Source organism: Enterobacter sp. QK-SA4, assembly GCF_056856775.1.
Map to the genome: position 1 here is coordinate 284,986 of NZ_JBXFXH010000007.1, position 18,743 is coordinate 303,728.

The 18,743-nt window shown below is 56.4% G+C and carries 20 protein-coding genes; 13 read left to right on the forward strand and 7 right to left on the reverse strand.

Features of this window, described 5'->3' with window-relative positions; genetic code table 11:
- The first annotated feature begins 8 nt into the window (after positions 1-8).
- Positions 9-443 (forward strand): copper resistance system metallochaperone PcoE, encoded by a 435-nt coding sequence (pcoE, locus tag AC1VYI_RS02805; RefSeq protein WP_000723069.1) that lies wholly within the window; start codon positions 9-11, stop codon positions 441-443.
- A gap of 370 nt (positions 444-813) precedes the next feature.
- On the opposite strand, the gene AC1VYI_RS02810 is transcribed toward pcoE, so the two are convergent.
- Positions 814-1,752 (reverse strand): NAD(P)-dependent oxidoreductase, encoded by a 939-nt coding sequence (locus AC1VYI_RS02810; protein ID WP_134867412.1) that lies wholly within the window; start codon positions 1,750-1,752, stop codon positions 814-816.
- Positions 1,752-2,444, reverse strand: coding sequence for an RraA family protein (locus tag AC1VYI_RS02815; protein WP_134867053.1), 693 nt, complete (start codon positions 2,442-2,444; stop codon positions 1,752-1,754). Before AC1VYI_RS02815 ends, AC1VYI_RS02810 begins: the two co-directional genes overlap by 1 nt.
- Before the next feature lie 169 nt (positions 2,445-2,613).
- Between AC1VYI_RS02815 and AC1VYI_RS02820 the strand changes: the two genes are divergently transcribed.
- Positions 2,614-3,351 carry an IclR family transcriptional regulator gene (locus tag AC1VYI_RS02820; protein ID WP_023309548.1) on the forward strand — a complete coding sequence of 246 codons (738 nt, stop codon included), beginning with the start codon at positions 2,614-2,616 and terminating at the stop codon, positions 3,349-3,351.
- Positions 3,352-3,388: 37 nt separating this feature from the next.
- On the opposite strand, the gene AC1VYI_RS02825 is transcribed toward AC1VYI_RS02820, so the two are convergent.
- Positions 3,389-4,723, reverse strand: coding sequence for an MFS transporter (locus tag AC1VYI_RS02825; protein ID WP_059445654.1), 1,335 nt, complete (start codon positions 4,721-4,723; stop codon positions 3,389-3,391).
- A gap of 317 nt (positions 4,724-5,040) precedes the next feature.
- On the opposite strand from AC1VYI_RS02825, the gene AC1VYI_RS02830 reads away from it, so the two are divergent.
- On the forward strand, positions 5,041-5,439 hold the full coding sequence (locus AC1VYI_RS02830) for a potassium channel family protein (RefSeq protein ID WP_023309546.1): 399 nt from the start codon (positions 5,041-5,043) through the stop codon (positions 5,437-5,439).
- 169 nt (positions 5,440-5,608) lie between these two features.
- Positions 5,609-6,634, forward strand: coding sequence for a TerC/Alx family metal homeostasis membrane protein (locus tag AC1VYI_RS02835; protein ID WP_023309545.1), 1,026 nt, complete (start codon positions 5,609-5,611; stop codon positions 6,632-6,634).
- A 95-nt stretch (positions 6,635-6,729) separates the two neighbouring features.
- Here the strand turns inward: AC1VYI_RS02835 and AC1VYI_RS02840 are convergent, their stop codons facing one another.
- Entirely contained in the window at positions 6,730-7,392 is a 663-nt protein-coding gene (locus AC1VYI_RS02840; RefSeq protein ID WP_014885577.1) for an HAD family hydrolase, read from the reverse strand.
- A gap of 239 nt (positions 7,393-7,631) precedes the next feature.
- Between AC1VYI_RS02840 and AC1VYI_RS02845 the strand changes: the two genes are divergently transcribed.
- On the forward strand, positions 7,632-8,159 hold the full coding sequence (locus AC1VYI_RS02845; protein ID WP_045355931.1) for an NlpC/P60 family protein: 528 nt from the start codon (positions 7,632-7,634) through the stop codon (positions 8,157-8,159).
- 5 nt (positions 8,160-8,164) lie between these two features.
- On the opposite strand, the gene AC1VYI_RS02850 is transcribed toward AC1VYI_RS02845, so the two are convergent.
- A complete protein-coding gene (locus AC1VYI_RS02850; protein WP_134867413.1) occupies positions 8,165-8,959 on the reverse strand; it encodes an SDR family NAD(P)-dependent oxidoreductase in 795 nt (264 codons plus the stop codon).
- A 32-nt stretch (positions 8,960-8,991) separates the two neighbouring features.
- Positions 8,992-9,873, reverse strand: coding sequence for a LysR family transcriptional regulator (locus tag AC1VYI_RS02855; protein WP_023309542.1), 882 nt, complete (start codon positions 9,871-9,873; stop codon positions 8,992-8,994).
- Positions 9,874-9,972: 99 nt separating this feature from the next.
- On the opposite strand from AC1VYI_RS02855, the gene AC1VYI_RS02860 reads away from it, so the two are divergent.
- The 8 genes from AC1VYI_RS02860 to arnF all read left to right on the forward strand — a co-directional run bounded on the left by AC1VYI_RS02860 (position 9,973) and on the right by arnF (position 18,178).
- Positions 9,973-10,476 carry a phenolic acid decarboxylase gene (locus tag AC1VYI_RS02860; RefSeq protein WP_008503103.1) on the forward strand — a complete coding sequence of 168 codons (504 nt, stop codon included), beginning with the start codon at positions 9,973-9,975 and terminating at the stop codon, positions 10,474-10,476.
- A 326-nt stretch (positions 10,477-10,802) separates the two neighbouring features.
- Positions 10,803-11,942 (forward strand): UDP-4-amino-4-deoxy-L-arabinose aminotransferase, encoded by a 1,140-nt coding sequence (gene arnB / locus AC1VYI_RS02865; RefSeq protein WP_023309541.1) that lies wholly within the window; start codon positions 10,803-10,805, stop codon positions 11,940-11,942.
- Position 11,943: 1 nt separating this feature from the next.
- Entirely contained in the window at positions 11,944-12,927 is a 984-nt protein-coding gene (arnC, locus tag AC1VYI_RS02870) for an undecaprenyl-phosphate 4-deoxy-4-formamido-L-arabinose transferase (RefSeq protein WP_134867414.1), read from the forward strand.
- Positions 12,924-14,906 (forward strand): bifunctional UDP-4-amino-4-deoxy-L-arabinose formyltransferase/UDP-glucuronic acid oxidase ArnA, encoded by a 1,983-nt coding sequence (arnA, locus tag AC1VYI_RS02875; RefSeq protein ID WP_047743441.1) that lies wholly within the window; start codon positions 12,924-12,926, stop codon positions 14,904-14,906. Before arnC ends, arnA begins: the two co-directional genes overlap by 4 nt.
- On the forward strand, positions 14,903-15,805 hold the full coding sequence (arnD, locus tag AC1VYI_RS02880; protein WP_023309538.1) for a 4-deoxy-4-formamido-L-arabinose-phosphoundecaprenol deformylase: 903 nt from the start codon (positions 14,903-14,905) through the stop codon (positions 15,803-15,805). The genes arnA and arnD overlap by 4 nt, the downstream gene beginning before the upstream one ends.
- On the forward strand, positions 15,802-17,457 hold the full coding sequence (arnT, locus tag AC1VYI_RS02885) for a lipid IV(A) 4-amino-4-deoxy-L-arabinosyltransferase (protein ID WP_226484408.1): 1,656 nt from the start codon (positions 15,802-15,804) through the stop codon (positions 17,455-17,457). The genes arnD and arnT overlap by 4 nt, the downstream gene beginning before the upstream one ends.
- Positions 17,457-17,792 (forward strand): 4-amino-4-deoxy-L-arabinose-phosphoundecaprenol flippase subunit ArnE, encoded by a 336-nt coding sequence (gene arnE, locus AC1VYI_RS02890; RefSeq protein WP_039263049.1) that lies wholly within the window; start codon positions 17,457-17,459, stop codon positions 17,790-17,792. The genes arnT and arnE overlap by 1 nt, the downstream gene beginning before the upstream one ends.
- Positions 17,789-18,178, forward strand: coding sequence for a 4-amino-4-deoxy-L-arabinose-phosphoundecaprenol flippase subunit ArnF (gene arnF, locus AC1VYI_RS02895; protein ID WP_023309535.1), 390 nt, complete (start codon positions 17,789-17,791; stop codon positions 18,176-18,178). Before arnE ends, arnF begins: the two co-directional genes overlap by 4 nt.
- On the opposite strand, the gene acpT is transcribed toward arnF, so the two are convergent.
- Positions 18,126-18,743, reverse strand: coding sequence for a 4'-phosphopantetheinyl transferase AcpT (gene acpT, locus AC1VYI_RS02900; protein WP_134867054.1), 618 nt, complete (start codon positions 18,741-18,743; stop codon positions 18,126-18,128). The genes arnF and acpT overlap by 53 nt on opposite strands.

The following is an 18,743-nucleotide window of genomic DNA, read 5'->3' on the forward strand; positions in this document are numbered from 1 at the left end:
ACCCAACCATGAAAAAGATTCTCGTATCATTTGTTGCCATTATGGCTGCCGCTTCATCTGCCATGGCTGCAGAGACAATGAACATGCATGACCAGGTAAATAATGCACAGGCACCTGCCCACCAGATGCAGTCATCTGCTGAAAAAAGTGCAATTCAGGGAGACAGCATGACAATGATGGATATGAGCAGTCACGATCAGGCCGCAATGTCCCATGACATGATGCAAAACAGCAATTCTGCTGCCCACCAGGACATGGCTGAAATGCATAAAAAAATGATGAAAGCTAAACCCGGAGCTACCAACGAAACAGCAAAGTCATTTTCTGAAATGAGCGAGCATGAGAAGGCCGCAGCTGTACATGAGAAGGCGAATAATGGTCAGTCTTCCGTTGTTCACCAGCAGCAGGCTGATAAGCATCGCAGTCAGATCACCCAGAATTAACCCGCAGCTCCACTTGTTAGACCCTCATTTGACGCCGAAGTCACTGGCTTACGCTCCCGTCCGGGAGCGTTTTTTTTCCCATATATCAAACTTTAACTCTGAAGAGGTGGAAGTATCTGACCAACACTGTCACGTAACGCCAGATAACTACAAAAACACCTTTTTCCTCCTGTAAATTGCAGTTCCTGCAAGAACATCAAGGCATAATGTTGGAACAGCGTGTGATACACACTTAGCATCATGTTTTGTATGTGTTTTTTTAAAACTTTACAACTTTAAAGTCTTTTTCAGGTTAAAGGATACAACTTTAATGTCTCTACACAGCAGAGGACAAGTGACCTAAGCGCGCTGCCACTCGTCACGGTTGGCTTTATGGGCTGACGGTGGTTGCGTCCGTCACGGCCAGAATATTGCTCGCGGCCACGGTCCCCATCTTGATATATGACGCTGCGGTAACGCCGCCAATATGCGGTGAAATAACCACGTTTTCTACGGACTGCCAGAGGTGCGGCGCCGTCAGCGGCTCGTGGGGAAAGCTGTCCAGCGCCGCGCTGTGCAGCGTGCCATCCCGGAGCGCCGCCAGTAACGATTCACTGTGGATCAGTCCGCCGCGTGCCGTATTGACCAGAATGGCGTTCCGCTTGCAGTGTGCAAGCGTCTGGCTATTGATCATTCCCCGATTCTCATCGGTCAGCGGACAGTGCAAAGAGATAACATCGGAACGGGAAAGAAGTCCGTTCAGCGTTTCTGCGCGTTCGCACAGGGCAGGCATGGACTTAGCATAGGGATCGTAAGCCAGCACCTTCATGCCGAAAGCGTGACCAATAGTCGCCACGCGCGAGCCGATAGCACCCAACCCAATTAGCCCTAACGTTAAGCCCTCCAGCTCAATGGATTTATGCGTCGCCTTATCCCAGTGCCCGTCTCGCAGCCGCTTGTCCAGAGGCACCACCGACTTTGCGCAGGCCAGGATCAGCGCCCAGGTATGTTCAGCCACTGCCGCCGCGTTTGCGCCAGGCGCAGAGCGGACGGCGATGTTGCGCTCGGCCGCTGCCGTCTGGTCTATCACATCGATCCCGCTTCCGTGCTTGGAAATGACCTGCAGAGCCGGGGCGGCATCCATGACCTTCGCGGTGATCCTGCCGTAACGTACCAGGATTGCCACAGGATTGTGTCGTTTACACAGCGCGATCAGGTCATCTTCTGTGGGCTGACGGCCCGCAAACACTACCTCAAAGCCCTGCAACATCACCATGGCCTGCTCCGCCAGGTCGCTACCGGTAACCAGTACTACGTCTTTGCCCCCCATCACAGCGTCTCCCCGTCAGCTAACATTCCTGCTTTACGAAGCGCGTCATCAAGCCAGTGTGGACGTAAATCGCCTTCACGGATGGCGGCAAGGCGCCGGATCTCCATCTCCAGCTTTTCTTTTGCCAGAGCGATAACCTCCTGAACCTCATCTCGCGGGATAACGACCACGCCGTCGATATCCGCGACAACCAGATCCCCGGCCTGAACCGTCGCCCCGGCGACTGAAATGGGATGATTAACCCGGCCAGAGATTAACTTTGTCGGGCCGCAGGGGTTCAGACCGGCAGAAAAGACGGGGTAGTGACCTTTGCTCAGGGTGTCGGCGTCACGTACAGCGCCATCAATAATAATGCCCGCAATGCCGCTCGCCTGAGCCTGAGTGGCCATGATTTCCCCAAGCAGCGCGCAGCTCAGGTCGCCTTTGCCATCGACGACCAGGACATCACCGGGCTGCGCCACCGCCATCGCGGCATGAATCGCCAGATTATCACCCGGACGGACTTCCACGGTGACGGCCGGACCCGCAACGGACATATGTGGGGCCAGCGGTTTGATGCGGCCATGAAGCGTACCGCGGCGACCGGCCACGTCGGCCAGAATAGCTGCCTGATACTCGGCAGCCCGACGAACGTCCTCGGCAGAAACGCGCTCGAACTGGCGATTAATCGGTTTTTTTTCAGTAACGGACATAAATGCCTCCATATTGTTTTACTGGGTACAATGCAGGTGTACAGAACAAAACAACTATAGCGGTGTTGCTTTCCTTTTAGCCAGACCCGAGGTGGCGTTTGTGATGTAAACACGAAGTGACTCACAAAATTTGAGGTACACTCACTGCCGGGCTAACAAGGAGATAATGATGGGGAATGAAGGCGTTGTAGCGGTTGAAAAAGCGCTGGCTTTACTGGATTGCTTCCGTCCTGGAGATGAGAGCCTGACGCTGACCGCGCTGGCACAGCTGTCGGGTTATCACAAAACCACGGTTTACCGCTTGATGAATTCTCTTGAACGGATGAATTACGTCGTCAGGCATGAAGACGGCAATTATGCGCTGGGCCCACGTCTGCTTTACCTCGGCAAGCTGTATGAACAATCTTTTCACCTTTCCCGGGTGGTTCAGCCAGAGCTTCAGGCCTTATCCCTGGCATCTCAGGAGAGTGCCAGCTGGTATGTACTGGAGGGAGGGCAGCGGCTTTGCCTGTTTCGCGCTGAAGCGTCGCATGGCCTGCGACACAGCAATCTTCCCGGCAGCCAGTTCCCGCTCGATAATTCGGCCATCAGTAAGGTATTGCGTCATTGGGGGCTCAATGAAAGCCTGCCGGAGGAAGACGCTGAACTCCCTTTCTACACGTCAGGCGCACGCGATCCCCATACCGCTGCGTTTGCGATGCCTGTCTTCGGCGTTCACGACAAGCTGGTTGCGGCGTTAGCCCTGACCGGTCCCATCTCGCGGTTGACGGAAGATCGTCGTGAGAAGGAGATAGGGCAGTTGATGAAGGCGGCTGCAAGCCGTCTTTCGCAGAAAATGGGAGCCAGTAAGCCCTTCTGTCAGCAGTTCTTTGGTGAAACGAGCGACGCGGCGGAAGAAAATCTTTAAACGCAGAAGCGGGACAAATGTCCCGCTTCTGTCATCGTTAATGCGTGACCTGTTTTTCGTGTAGCTGAGCGCGGCGGGCCTGCCGCCCCATAATGAGCACCGCAATACCCCCGGCCACGCACAGCGCGGCCAGCGGAAGCATAGCCAGCGTGTAGCTGCCCGTCCGCTCATTGATAATGCCGTACGCGTTTACCATCACCGCCCCGCCTATCAGGTTTGCGATGGCGCCAATCGCGGCCAGTCCCGCCGCCGCTGAGGTACTGCTCATCCAACCGGATGCCAGCGCCCAGAAAGGCCCTTTCATTGAATAAGCGCCTATCAGCATAATGCTGAGGATAACGATTGTGGCAGACAGCGAGACGCTTACAAAGGCGGCGAACACACCGGCGGCAATCATGAACAGCGTGAGTGCGGTATGCCAGCGGCGTTCGTTGGTACGATCGGAATTCCGTCCCCATACAATCATGAGAACAGATGCCAGACCGTAAGGAATAGCGTTAAGCAGACCTGTCTCAAGGTTATCGAGATGGAAGGATTTCAGCAGTTGAGGAGACCAGACGCTGATCGTGGTGCCCGCGGAAGATGCGCCCGCGTAAATCAGCGCCATCAGCCAGATTTGGCGATGCTTCAGCAGCTGCCACGTCGTCTGGTGCCCGATACTCTTTTGCTGATTGCGCTCGGTTTCCAGCGTGGTTTCCAGCCATTGTTTCTGTTCGCTGCTAAGCCAGTTCGCCTGATGAGGGCGATCCCGGAGAATAAACCAGGCCGCAATACCCAGCAGCACCGCCGGCAAGCCTTCAATAATGAACAGCAGGTGCCAGCCGCGAAGACCCAGCCAGCCATCCAGTGACAGTATCAATCCGGAAAGCGGGGAACCGATGAAGTTAGCGAGCGGGATGGCGACCATAAAGGACGCAATAATGCGTGCGCGGTAGCGGGACGGGATCCACCAGGTCAGATACAGCACTACGCCCGGGAAGAAGCCCGCCTCTGCAGCACCGAGAAGAAAACGGACGATATAGAGCGACGTGGTGTTCTGCACCAGGGACATACACATGGAAACGATGCCCCAGCTGATCATAATGCGCGGGATCCACAGCCGGGCGCCGACTTTCTGCATGGCCAGGTTGCTGGGCACCTCAAACAAAAAATAGGCCACGAAGTAAAGACTGCTGGCGAAGCCAAACGCCGCTTTGCTGAGGCCAAGGTCCTCATTCATCTGCAGCGAAGCCATGCCGATATTCCCGCGATCGATAATGGAGACCAGGTAACTGACAATCAGAAACGGGAGAATACGCCAGATCACCTTCCGCATCGTCTCTCTTTCTATGTCCTCGGTGGCGGTAGCGCCGTTACGTAAATGTTCTGTCATTGTGTCCTCGCAGGGTTTGTTCTTTGTTTTATTAGGTACAACTCAGTTTTATTAAACAAAACCACTATAGCGACGGCGCGTTATTTTTATCCAGTTAATGGAAGGTTTAAATGATGTAAATAAGAGGTGACTCACAGATAGTGCGCTTCAGATATATCGTTCACAGCAGCCGAACCAGCCGCAAAGAGAGTACGCTGCAAGGGAGATAATCACGCAACGCAATTATTGCACCAACTTTTCCTCTCCATTCAACTAAGCTTCGACCAGGTGCCCCGCCGCGTTAGCGGGGCCATATTCCTTTTGGTCGAGCACGCATCATGCAGCTACTCAGTATTATTATTTTGCTTACCCTAACCGTGGTGATCCATTCGCTATGGATGTTTGGCGTTTTAAAATTCATCAAATTAGAAGTCGATTCTGCGGTACGCATTGTTTTACGCAATGTCGGTATTGTGATCTCCATGATCTTCGCCCATCTCCTTGAGGCCGGGCTGTTTGCTGCGTTTTATTTTGTCATCGATGCGTTTAATGACTGGAACACCAGCTTCTACTTTTCACTGGTCAGTTACGCCACCGTGGGATACGGCGACGTCACGTTACCCCAGCACTGGCGGCTTATCGGCGGGGTGGAAGGACTGGTGGGCGCGTTGATGGTGGGCTGGTCCGTGGCGGTTCTGGTGGCGGTGCTGCAGCGTTTGCGCGGCATGAGCGCCTAAACGACAGATGCGCGATCCCCGCCTGGTAAGGTAAAGTACACCCCTCTTTACGTAGCCGACAGGGCTGCGGCTTTGAGGGTGAAAAGGCTGATTAACGGCCCACCCTTTTCTGTTCCTGGTTTACGCCAGTTTGCATGGTGTTGTGTTTTGTCTGCCAAAAGGGTTTTGTATGTCTGCTGCTCATCTCGGTTTCCCGACGGAAACCGTTGTTGTCTTTGTGGTGATGGCCGTTGGGGCGATGTTTATCGACCTCTTTATGCACCGTCACGATAAACCGATCTCGCTGAAAAGCGCGGCGATGTGGTCCGTTTTCTGGGTCATGATGGCGATGGCCTTCGCCGGTTTCCTGTACGTTCACCACGGCGCCGAGATGGCGAGCCTGTTCCTCACCGGCTATGCGCTGGAAGAGGTGCTCTCCGTCGATAACCTGTTCGTGATGATGGCGATCTTCGCCTGGTTCGGCGTGCCGGATAAGTACCGTCACCGCGTGCTCTACTGGGGCGTGCTGGGGGCGATTGTCTTCCGCGGCATCTTTGTGGCTATCGGCACCAGCCTGTTAAGCCTGGGGCCGTACGTTGAGGTAATTTTCGCGCTGGTCGTCGGCTGGACGGCGGTGATGATGCTCAGGCGCAATGAAGAGAGCGACGAAGTGGAGGATTACTCGGGTCATCTCGCCTATCGTCTGGTGAAGCGCTTCTATCCGGTCTGGCCAAAAATTAGCAGCAATGCCTTTATTCTGACGCAGAAAGAGGTGGATGCGGAGCTTGAAAAGCCGGAAAACCAGGACGTGATGGTCGGACGCGTGAAGAAGGCGAAGCGCTATGCGACGCCGCTATTACTTTGCGTGGCCGTCGTCGAGCTCTCTGACGTCATGTTCGCGTTTGACTCCGTGCCGGCCATTATTGCCGTGAGCCGCGAGCCGCTGATTATCTACAGCGCCATGATGTTCGCCATTCTCGGCCTGCGTACGCTTTACTTCGTGCTGGAAGCGCTGAAGCAGTATCTGGTGCACCTCGAGAAAGCCGTGGTGCTGCTACTGTTCTTCGTGGCGTTCAAGCTGGGGTTAAATGCCACCGACCACTTCTGGCATCACGGTTACAGCATTGGCGCCACGGCCAGCCTGTTTGTGGTGCTTGGCGTGCTGGCGCTGGGGATTATTGCGAGCGTGATGTTCCCGGGAAAACGTGAGGCCTGATGCATTGCCCGGTGGCGCTTCGCTTACCGGGCCTGTGATTTGGTTTTCTCCCTCTCCCTGTGGGAGAGGGCCGGGGTGAGGGCACCGGACCGCACCTAACCCTTAATCGGTGAATTCCGACGCTTGCGCGGGTGGTGGAAGTGCCGCCAGTGCGGATCCTGCGCCGCCGCCAGCAGTTCGTGGTCGCCGCGGGTGTCGCCCCAGGCGCGCAGGTGATAGGCGTTCAGATCGCCATACACTTTTTCCAGCCTTGCCACCTTCTGGGCGCAGCGGCAGTTATTGCCCGTGATGCGCCCCGTCAGCTTGCCGTCCTTCACTTCCAGCTGCGTGCCAATTAGCTTAATGCCGAGCTTATCAGCCCACGGCTGGAGCACCAGCGCCGGGGACGCGGAACAGATGGTCACTTCCGCACCGGAATTCACCTCAGCCGCCACCGCCAGAACCCCTTCGGGGCGCATCAGTTTGTTCCAGTATTTTTCGCAAAAGGCTTCCGCCTGCTGGCGCAGCCAGTGTTCATCCACGCCCGTCAGGAAGGTTTTAATCAGCACTTCCTTCAGCTCATCGCGCGTCAGCTTGCGACGCACGCAGTGCAGCGTAGGCAGCGCCATGCGCACCAGTCGGCCCGCGAAGTAACGTTTACCGAAGGCAAAACGCAGGAAAGGAATAAAGCTGTCGTGGTGCGTTAATGTCCCGTCAAAGTCAAAGACAGAGAGCACGCTGGATTTAGCCACCGTCTCGTCGGCAATCATATTGGTCATAAATACGTCTTAGCTGAAATACACATTCTGCGGATCAGTTTACCTGCTTTAGCTGGACAGTCCTTATATCACCACTCATTTTTTCTCGATCTTGCGATCTCAAAGTGAGTCCATTTTTGGCCTCGATAACAATTGGTGAAAAAACGAGCTGTCTATATTATCGCCACATCGCAAGATATTTAGGGGAACCATTGGCCCCCACAGGTAAGGAAAAACTCACTCACTATTTCTTTTTTGATATGACTCTTAGATCGCTTATTTCAATCCTCACGTTAAGTTTTGCTTCGTTTTCTGCGTTCAGCTTTCAACTTCCAGCGTCGATGTTATCGATGAACAGTGAACTGGCAGCATCACCGGCGAAATCTGCGCTGGTGCATAAGGAAACAGGCCCGCTGCGCTCGCGTATTCTCGATCAATACCAGAAGTGGAAAGGCACCCAGTACCGGTGGGGCGGAACCACGCATCGCGGGGTAGATTGCTCCGCGCTCATGCAGCACCTGTTCACCGATGCGGCGCATCTTAATTTGCCGCGCACGACGAGTGAACAGATCCATCGTGGCGTGCAGGTGGCGCAATACCGCCTGAGAGCCGGCGATCTGGTCTTCTTCCAGACGGGCCCGAACCGCAAGCACGTTGGCGTTTATATTGGCGGAAACCAGTTTATTCATGCCTCAACCAGTCAGGGCGTAACGGTTTCAACCCTGACGGATGATTACTGGCAGGCACACTACATTACCGCCCGTCGCATCGCAGGCAGTGCGGCCTGACAGCGTCAGATGATGTCATCCACGACGCCACCGTCGACGCGCAGCGCCGCGCCCGAGGTGGCGGAGGCCTGGGTCGAACAGACATAAATCACCATATTGGCCACCTCTTCAACCGTGGCCGCGCGCTGGATAACCGAGCTGGGGCGGTTGGCCATCACAAACTCTTTCGCCAGCTGCTCCAGCGATTTGCCGGTTTTTTCGATTTCATCTTTCATCATCTCTGCGAAACCGTCAGATATCGTCGGGCCCGGCAGTACGCTGTTGACCGTCACGCCGCTCCCCGCCACGAACTTCGCCAGCCCGCGCGCCAGCGAGAGCTGCGCCGTTTTGGTCACGCCGTAGTGGATCATATCCGCCGGAATATTGCAGGCCGACTCGGAGGAGATAAACACCACGCGTCCCCAGCCTTTCTGCACCATACCCGGCAGCAGGGCGCGGGACAGACGCACGCCGGACATCACGTTGGTCTGCCAGTAACGCTCCCAGGTCTCATCGTCGGTGGCATAGAAATCCTGCGGACCGTAAATCCCGGCGTTGTTGACCAGAATATCGACGTCATTCGCCACCTTCAGAAGCGACTCGACCCCTTCCGCCGTGCTGAGATCGGCAATCGCGGCGCGCACCTGCACGCCCGGCACCACCTGCTGGAGCTGCTGAATGCCTTTATTCACCGATTCCGTGCTGCGACCATTGACGATCACTTCCGCACCGCTTTCTGCCAGACCTCTGGCAATGGCGAACCCGATCCCGCCGGTTGAGGCGGTCACCAGCGCCACTTTCCCCGCAAAGTCGATTTTCATCATCTGCTCCTTCTCGTTTTAACGTTCGGACCTTAAAGCGTAGCAGGTGAGGATGACGGCTCCTGGCTAAAAAGGCGCAATAGCGTCTCAACCTGTTCATCAAGCGGGGCGAGGGAACGCTTAACAATCAGGTGTAGCGGCGTTGCCCTGCGCGCGCCGTGGCTCAGCGGCAGGCGTTTTAGTACACCCTGATCCAGCTGGGTCTGGATGCGTTCCTCCGGCAGCCAGCCGTAGCCGACCTGAGAGACGACGGCCTCTATGGCGGCATCGATGGTGGAGAAGGTCCACGACTCGCCGGCAGCACGCGCGGCGGGCTGGCTGTCCGCAATCTGGATGAGCGGCCACGGGCGCAGCATCTCATCATTGAGCGGCGCGTCGAGGTGAAACAGGGGATGCCGGGAATGGGCCACGGCAACAAAGTCGATATTCATCAGCCATTCGCCGAGTCCGGTAATGTCCTGGCGGCGGGTTAAGACCATCACATCGGCTTCGTCGTTAATGGCGTCGGCGCGGGTATTTTCCAGCACCTCGGTGAGACGTACCTGAGTCTGCGGATACTGCTGCTGGAACTGACGAAGAATAGCGAACAGGCGGCGGCGCGGGAAAATGGAGTCCACCACCAGATCCAACCGCGTGCGCATCCCGTTGCGAAGGGTCGCTGCGCGCGTCTCAACGTACGAAAACGCTTTCAGCAGCGGTTTAACCTGGTTGAGAAGAAGCTCTCCGGCCGGGGTTAACACCGCCCGTCGCCCCTCCGGGACCAGGAGCGCCACGCCGAGTCGCTCCTGCAGCAGCGACAGGTTATAGCTCACCGAGGACTGGCTGCGGTGCGTTTCTTCCGCCGCTCTGGCAAAGCTGCCCGCCTCAACTACCTTTTCCAGTAAAGACCATTGTTCAAGCGTCGTCTTATGCATGATTTATCTAAAATTTGGATGAATTTAATTAAAACATAGCGTTATTTATTCATTTTTTGAAGGGGTACAATCTTCTCATCAAAACAAAGGAGACATTTTATGAACACCTTCGACAAACACGACTTGAGCGGCTTTGTTGGTAAACATCTTGTATATACCTACGATAACGGCTGGAACTACGAGATTTACGTAAAAAATGAGACCACGCTTGATTACCGTATTCACAGCGGTCTGGTAGCCAACCGTTGGGTGAAAGATCAGCAGGCTTACATCGTGCGGGTAGGGGAGAGCATCTATAAAATTTCCTGGACCGAGCCAACCGGCACCGACGTCAGCCTGATTGTGAACCTGGGCGACAAGCTGTTCCACGGCACCATCTTCTTCCCGCGCTGGGTCATGAACAACCCGGAAAAAACCGTCTGCTTCCAGAACGATCATATTCCGCTGATGAACAGCTATCGCGATGCGGGCCCGGCGTATCCAACCGAAGTGATTGATGAATTTGCCACAATCACCTTTGTACGCGACTGCGGTGCAAATAATGAAAGCGTTATTGCCTGCGCAGCCAGTGAATTACCGAAAAACTTTCCAGATAACCTGTAATAAGCGCGACAATTAACTAAAAAGAAAAGTTCCCGGCTATTTCATATTATTATGAAATAGCCGGGATTTTTTTTGTTTGTTGAGGATTGGTTTAAAGCAATTCATTTCAGAATGTTGCAGGAGATCACATTAAAAATAATTAAACGTAATTTAACTTGTTGTTTTTCAAACGGCTGCTAGTTGTTTTATAACGTTGCATACCTTGTCTTAATTTTTCCCTAAGGAAAGAGAGCTACTTTGATATAAGTTTATGGTTCGTTGAAATAAACGGGCTGGCATTTGGTTAATATCAAAAACATGCCATTTTTATTGCAAGGAAATTAATAATGAGTGATTTTCTGCCTTTTTCGCGGCCGTCGATGGGCGCTGAGGAAATTGCGGCGCTTCAGGACGTTTTGATGTCGGGCTGGATCACCACCGGGCCAAAGAATCAGGAACTTGAAGAGGCATTCTGTCAGCTTACCGGGAATCAGCATGCGATTGCCGTCTGTTCAGCCACCGCGGGTATGCACGTCACGCTGATGGCGCTGGATATTGGCCCGGGCGATGAAGTCATTACCCCTTCCCAGACCTGGGTCTCCACGCTGAATATGATCGTGTTGCTGGGTGCCACGCCGGTCATGATTGATGTGGACAAAGATACATTAATGGTGACGCCAGAAGCCGTTGAAGCCGCCATTACCCCGCGTACCAAAGCCATTATCCCCGTTCATTATGCCGGCGCGCCGTGTGAAATCGACGCCATTCATGCCATCGGCGAACGTCACGGTATTCCGGTTATTGAAGATGCGGCCCATGCCGCCGGAACGTACTACAAGAACCGTCATGTGGGCTGGAAAGGAACGGCGATTTTTTCCTTCCACGCCATTAAAAATATGACCTGCGCGGAAGGCGGCTTAGTCGTCACGGATAATGCCCAGCTGGCACAGCGGATCCGCAGCCTGAAATTCCATGGCCTGGGCGTAGATGCCTATGACCGCCAGACGCACGGCCGCGCGCCGCAGGCGGAAGTGATCGCGCCGGGCTATAAATACAATCTGGCGGACATCAACGCCGCGCTGGCGCTGGTGCAGTTAGGCAAGCTGAAAGAGGCTAACAGGCGTCGCCAGGAAATTGCTGAACGCTACCTGCGTGAGCTTGCCGATACGCCGTTCCAGCCGCTCACCATTCCGTCATGGCCGCACGTGCACGCCTGGCACCTGTTTATTATTCGCGTTGACGAAGCGCGCTGCGGGATCTCACGCGACAACCTGATGGCGGCGCTGAAAGAGAAAGGCATCGGTACCGGCCTCCACTTCCGCGCGGCACACACCCAAAAATACTACCGCGAGCGTTTTCCTGATGTATCGCTCCCGAATTCTGAATGGAATAGCGCGCGTATTTGTTCTCTCCCTCTTTTCCCGGATATGACTCATGACGACACAACCCGCGTCATTACCGCACTCCATCAGCTTGCAGGACATTGATATGTTCAGTGCACCGCCTGTACAAAAAGTTTCCGTGATAATCCCGGTTTATAACGAGCAGGAGAGCCTGCCCGAACTGATCCGCCGTACAACCGCCGCCTGCGACACGATGGGCAAGGCTTATGAAATTCTGCTGGTAGATGATGGCAGTAGCGATCATTCCGCGCTGATGCTGACCGAGGCCGCGCAGGCCGAAGGCAGCCATATTGTTGCCGTGCTGCTCAACCGCAACTACGGCCAGCACTCGGCGATTATGGCGGGGTTTAGCCATGTCACGGGCGATCTGATCATCACCCTGGACGCTGACCTGCAAAACCCGCCGGAAGAGATCCCGCGTCTGGTCGCCAAAGCCGATGAAGGCTATGACGTGGTCGGCACGGTACGTCAGAACCGTCAGGACAGTCTGTTCCGCAAGCTGGCCTCACGCACCATCAACCGCCTTATCCAGCGCACGACCGGTAAAGCGATGGGCGATTACGGCTGCATGCTGCGCGCCTACCGCCGCCACATTGTCGACGCGATGCTGCACTGCCATGAGCGCAGCACCTTTATTCCGATCCTCGCCAACACCTTTGCCCGCAAGGCAACGGAAATTCCGGTTCTGCACGCCGAGCGCGAGCACGGGGAATCGAAGTACAGCTTTATGCGTCTCATCAACCTGATGTATGACCTCATCACCTGCCTGACCACCACGCCGCTGCGTCTGCTGAGCGTGTTCGGCAGCATCATCGCCGTGGCCGGTTTTGCGCTGTCCGTTCTGCTGGTGGTGCTGCGCCTGGTCTTTGGCCCGCAGTGGGCGGCGGAAGGGGTCTTCATGCTCTTTGCCGTGCTGTTTATGTTCATCGGCGCCCAGTTTGTCGGGATGGGCCTTCTCGGTGAATACATTGGCCGTATCTATAACGATGTTCGCGCGCGTCCGCGCTACTTTATTCAACGTGTTGTCCGTCAGGAACACAAAGCATCTCAAGAGGAAATTCACCCATGAAAGCTGTTGTATTTGCCTATCACGATATGGGGTGCACGGGCACGCTGGCCCTGCTGGAAGCGGGCTATGACATTGCGGCAATCTTTACCCATCCGGACACGACCGGAGAGAATAACTTTTTTGGCTCCGTGGCGCGTATCGCCGCCGAGCGCGGGATCCCGGTTTATGCACCGGACGATGTAAACCATCCGCTGTGGGTGGAACGCATCCGCGCGCTCGCGCCTGACGTAATCTTCTCGTTCTACTATCGCAGCCTGCTTTCCGACGAGATCTTAGGTCTGGCCGCAAAAGGCGCCTTTAATCTTCATGGTTCTCTGCTGCCCGCCTACCGCGGCCGCGCGCCGCTGAACTGGGTGCTGGTGAACGGTGAAACGGAAACGGGCGTAACGCTGCACCGCATGGTGCGCCGTGCGGACGCGGGCGCTATCGTGGCACAGCAGAAGGTCGCTATTGATGCGGACGAAACGGCGCTGCAGCTGCATCAAAAGCTGAATGCGACGGCGCAGACGCTGCTGCGTGATGCACTTCCAGGCATCCTCAACGGCACCTTCAGCGAGACCGCGCAGGATGAGAGCAAGGCAAGCTGCTTTGGCCGCCGCGCGCCGGAAGATGGTCGTCTGGACTGGAATAAGCCTGCCCGCCAGCTGCACAACCTGGTGCGCGCCGTGACCGACCCGTGGCCGGGCGCGTACAGCTTTGCGGGCGTAAGCAAATTTATCGTCTGGAAATCCCGCGTGCGTGACGATATTCCGGCTGCCAAACCGGGCACCGTCGTCTCTGTCTCTCCGCTGATTGTGAGCTGCGGCGAGCAGGCGCTGGAGATCGTCACCGGACAAACCGACAACGGCCTGTACGTTCAGGGCACGCAGCTGGCGCAGTCTCTGGGTCTGGTGGCCGGGGCGCTGATTACTAGCGCGCCGGTGGTTGCCATCAAGCGCCGTACCCGCGTGCTGATCCTCGGCGTGAACGGCTTTATCGGTAACCACCTGACGGAACGTCTGCTTAAAGACGACAACTACGAGATTTACGGTCTGGATATCGGCGCGGATGCCATCAGCCGTTTCCTCGACAACCCGCGTTTCCACTTCGTGGAAGGGGACATCAGCATCCATTCCGAGTGGATTGAATACCACATTAAAAAATGCGACGTGGTGCTGCCGCTGGTCGCCATTGCCACGCCAATCGAGTACACCCGTAACCCGCTGCGCGTGTTCGAGCTGGACTTCGAAGAGAACCTGAAGATCATCCGCGACTGCGTGAAATACGACAAGCGCATCATCTTCCCGTCCACGTCTGAAGTGTACGGCATGTGTACCGATAAGAACTTCGATGAAGACACCTCCAACCTGGTGGTCGGGCCGATCAACAAACAGCGCTGGATTTACTCCGTCTCCAAACAGCTGCTGGACCGCGTGATTTGGGCCTACGGTGAGAAAGAAGGCCTGCGCTTTACCCTATTCCGTCCGTTCAACTGGATGGGCCCGCGTCTGGATAACCTCAACGCGGCGCGTATCGGCAGCTCCCGTGCGATCACCCAGCTGATCCTGAATCTGGTAGAAGGCTCGCCAATTAAGCTTATCGAAGGCGGGAAACAGAAACGCTGCTTTACGGATATCAGCGACGGTATCGAAGCGCTGTTCCGCATCATCGAAAACAAAGATAACCGCTGCAACGGTGAAATCATCAACATCGGTAACCCGGACAACGAAGCGAGCATTCGCGAGCTGGCAGAGATGCTGCTGGCCAGCTTTGAGCGCCATCCGCTGCGCGACAAGTTCCCGCCGTTTGCCGGTTTCCGCGAAGTGGAAAGCAGCAGCTACTATGGTAAGGGCTACCAGGACGTTGAGCACCGTAAGCCAAGCATTCGCAACGCGAAGCGCTGCCTCAACTGGACGCCGACGGTGAAGATGGAGCAGACCATTGACGAAACGCTCGATTTCTTCCTGCGCACCGTGGAGCTTTCGGAACAGGCCTCATGAAAAAAGTCGGTTTACGCATTGATGTCGACACCTTCAGGGGAACGCGTGACGGCGTACCCAAACTGCTGGAACTGCTGAACAAACACGATGTGCGTTCCAGCATTTTCTTCAGCGTGGGGCCTGACAACATGGGACGCCATTTATGGCGTCTGATTAAACCGGCATTTCTGTTCAAAATGCTGCGCTCGCGCGCAGCATCCCTCTACGGCTGGGATATTTTGCTGGCCGGCACCGCCTGGCCCGGCAGACGTATCGGCGCGGGTAATGAAGCCGTTATCCGCGAGGCGGCGCAGCATCATGAGGTGGGTCTGCACGCCTGGGACCACCATGCCTGGCAAGCCTGGGCGGGAGTCTGGGATATCCCGCGCCTGTCCCGTGAGGTCGAGCGTGGGATGCTGGAGCTGGAGGCCATTACCGGTCAGCCCGTGCGCTGCTCCGCCGTGGCGGGATGGCGTGCGGATCAGCGCGTCGTGAAGGCCAAAGAAGCCTTTGCGTTTCGCTACAACAGCGACTGCCGCGGAACCGGACCATTTTTGCCGCTGTTAGGCGAAAATCGCTACGGAACGGTGCAAATTCCGGTCACGCTTCCCACCTGGGATGAAGTGGTCGGGCGCGAGGTGAAGGCGGATGAGTTCAATCGCTACATTCTGGACCGCATCCATCGTGACGCCGGCACGCCGGTGTATACCATCCATGCCGAAGTGGAAGGGATTGCGTATCAGCATGATTTCGATGAACTGCTGACGATGGCCGCTCAGGAGGGCATTGAATTTTGCCCGTTGAGCGAGCTGCTGCCGGACGACCTCAGCACCCTGCCCGTGGGCAAAGTCGTCCGTAATGAAATGGCTGGCCGGGAAGGCTGGCTTGGCTATCAACAAACCGTGAGTCCGGTCCCATGAAAACAGCCCGTTATGGCTTAGCGCTTCTCGCACTGTTTATCGTTTACTACCTCATTCCGGTCGATATCCGCCTGCTCTGGCAGCCTGATGAAACGCGCTACGCGGAAATCAGCCGCGAAATGCTGGCATCCGGAGACTGGGTAGTCCCGCATTTTCTGGGGCTGCGTTACTTTGAAAAACCGATTGCTGGCTACTGGATCAACAGCATCGGGCAGCTGCTGTTCGGGCACACCAACCTCGCCGTGCGCGCCGGGTCTATCTTCTCTACCGGCTTAGCCGCGCTGCTGGTCATCTGGATGGCATGGCGTCTCTGGCGAGATAAGCGGACCGCTATTTTCTCCGGTCTTATCTTCCTGACCCTGTTCCTGGTGTATGGCATCGGCACGTATGCGGTGCTGGATCCTATAATCACCCTGTGGCTGGTGGCGGCGATGTGCAGCTTCTGGCTGGCGTCGCAGGCCCAAACCGTTTCCGGAAAAGCGGGTGGCTATGTGCTGCTTGGGCTGGCCTGCGGGATGGGGGTGATGACCAAAGGCTTCCTGGCGCTGGCCGTTCCGGTGATTGGCGTGCTGCCGTGGGTGATCGCCCGGAAGCGCTGGAAAGAGGTGCTGATTTTTGGCTGGCTCGCGATCCTGAGCTGCGTGCTGATTGTTCTGCCGTGGGGGCTGGCCATTGCGCAGCGTGAGCCTGACTTCTGGCGTTACTTCTTTTGGGTTGAGCATATTCAGCGTTTTGCCCAGAGCGACGCGCAGCATAAAGCCCCGTTCTGGTACTACATACCGTTCCTGATTGCGGGCAGCCTGCCGTGGCTGGCACTTTTGCCCGGCGCGATTCGTCTTGGCTGGAATGACCGACAAAACGCGGGTGGCGGGTTCTATCTGCTAGGTTGGGTGGTGATGCCGCTGCTGTTCTTCAGCATCGCCAAAGGCAAGCTGCCGACCTATATCCTGCCCTGCTTTGCCCCGCTGGCTATCCTGATGGCGCGCTATGCCTGCCTCGCGGCGGAAAAAGGTGCCAGAGCGTTACGCATTAACGGCGGGATTAACCTGGCGTTTGGCGTTATCGGCGTGGTGGCGGCGCTGGTGGTCTCGCCGTGGGGACTGTCGAAGCATCCGGTCTGGACGTCGGTTGAACTGTATAAAGTCTTCTGTGCGGTGGTGGCGTTCCTCATCTGGGCCACGGTAGGCTGGTTTACGTTCAGACAGAGCCAGCAGCGCTGGTGGCTGGCGGCACTGTGCCCTGCAGGGCTGGCGCTGCTGATTGGTTTTGCCATTCCGAACCTGGTGGTGGATTCCAAACAGCCGCAGTCGCTGGTCGATACCGTGCGCGAGCCGCTTCAGGAAAGCCGATTCGTGCTGGCCAATAACGTTGGCGTGGCCGCGGGCCTGGCGTGGGAGCTGAAGCGCAATGACATCACGATGTTCGATCAAAGCGGCGAACTGCGCTACGGACTGGATTATCCCGATGCGAAAGATCGTTATGTTGATAAAGATGACTTCGCGCAGTGGCTGGCGGAGCATCGTCAGCAGGGGCGCGTATCGCTGGTAATTCTTTTGTCAAAACACGATGAAATCGCGCGCGCAGATCTGCCGAAACCGGACAGCCTGTATATTCAGGGGCGTCTGGCCCTGCTGGAGTATCTGCCGAAGTGATGACCTGGATCTGGCTGATACTGGCAAGCCTGCTCAGCTGCGCGGGACAGCTGTGCCAGAAACAGGCCACCCGTCCGGCGAAAGCCGGGCGGCGCGGGGCGCACATCGCGCTGTGGCTTGGCCTGGCACTGCTGGCGCTGGGCAGCGGGATGCTGGTCTGGCTGGTGGTGCTGCAACGCCTGCCTGTCGGTATTGCCTATCCTATGCTGAGCCTCAATTTTGTCTGGGTGACGCTGGCGGCGAAGGCGTTCTGGCGTGAGCACGTTGCTGCGCATCACTGGCTGGGGGTAGGGTTCATCATCATTGGGATTGTTATCCTGGGAGGGAGCCTGTGAAAGGAGCGTTCTGGGCCATATGCAGCGTGCTGTTAGTCAGCGCGGCGCAGCTGCTGCTGCGCAATGCCATGCAGGCACTGCCACCGGTCAGTGAGATCCTGGTGTTTGTTTCCGCGCTGTGGCACTTCTCGTCCGGCACGGGCGCGCTGCTGCTGGGGTTGACGGGGTATGTGGCGTCCATGGGCTGCTGGTATCTGGCGCTGCACCGTATGGCGCTCAGCAAAGCCTATGCCCTGCTGAGCCTCAGCTATATTCTGGTGTGGGGCGCCGCGATCCTGCTGCCTGGCTGGGGGGAGCGCTTCTCCTGGCACGGGCTGGTGGGCGTCGGGTTTATTATTCTGGGCGTGTTAGTGATTTTTCTGCCCCGAACGTCCCAACGTGAATAATCGACTCGTGGGTCAGGGTATAAGGGGTCGATGTGCAGACGGCAAGGCTCAGCGAGCCGACCTGTAGCTGACTGACCGCGTGCGTCTGCGCCGTGCTGTCGATGCTGACAATCTGCCATGCGCTGCCGCCACGCTGTTTCACAATCGCTTCTTTCCGCGTCCAGATACGCCAGAACGCGGAAAGCCGTTCCTCGGGCGTTTCACGCTCCAGCTCGTCATGCTCCGTCATGCTGAACACCGCATTAGCCAGCGCCTGCCAGTTCTTCCTCGGGCGAATCACTTCGATATCGCAGCCGACTTCACCTTCATCGCTCATCAGCAGGGCAATATCGTCACCGCTGTGGCTCAGGTTGAACCACAGCGGATGACCCTTCGCAAAGGCCGGTTTGCCCTGCTCGCCGTAAATGATGTCGGGGAGCGGGCGAGGGGATAACGTTCTGGCGAGCAGCGTCCGACCCGCCAGCCAGGAGGCCTGTCGGGCACCCTGAGGCGCCCTGTCTGCGAGCGCTGACGCCATCGGGTCCGCGCAAAGAGTGGAGATTTTTCCAAGTACTAACTGGTACAT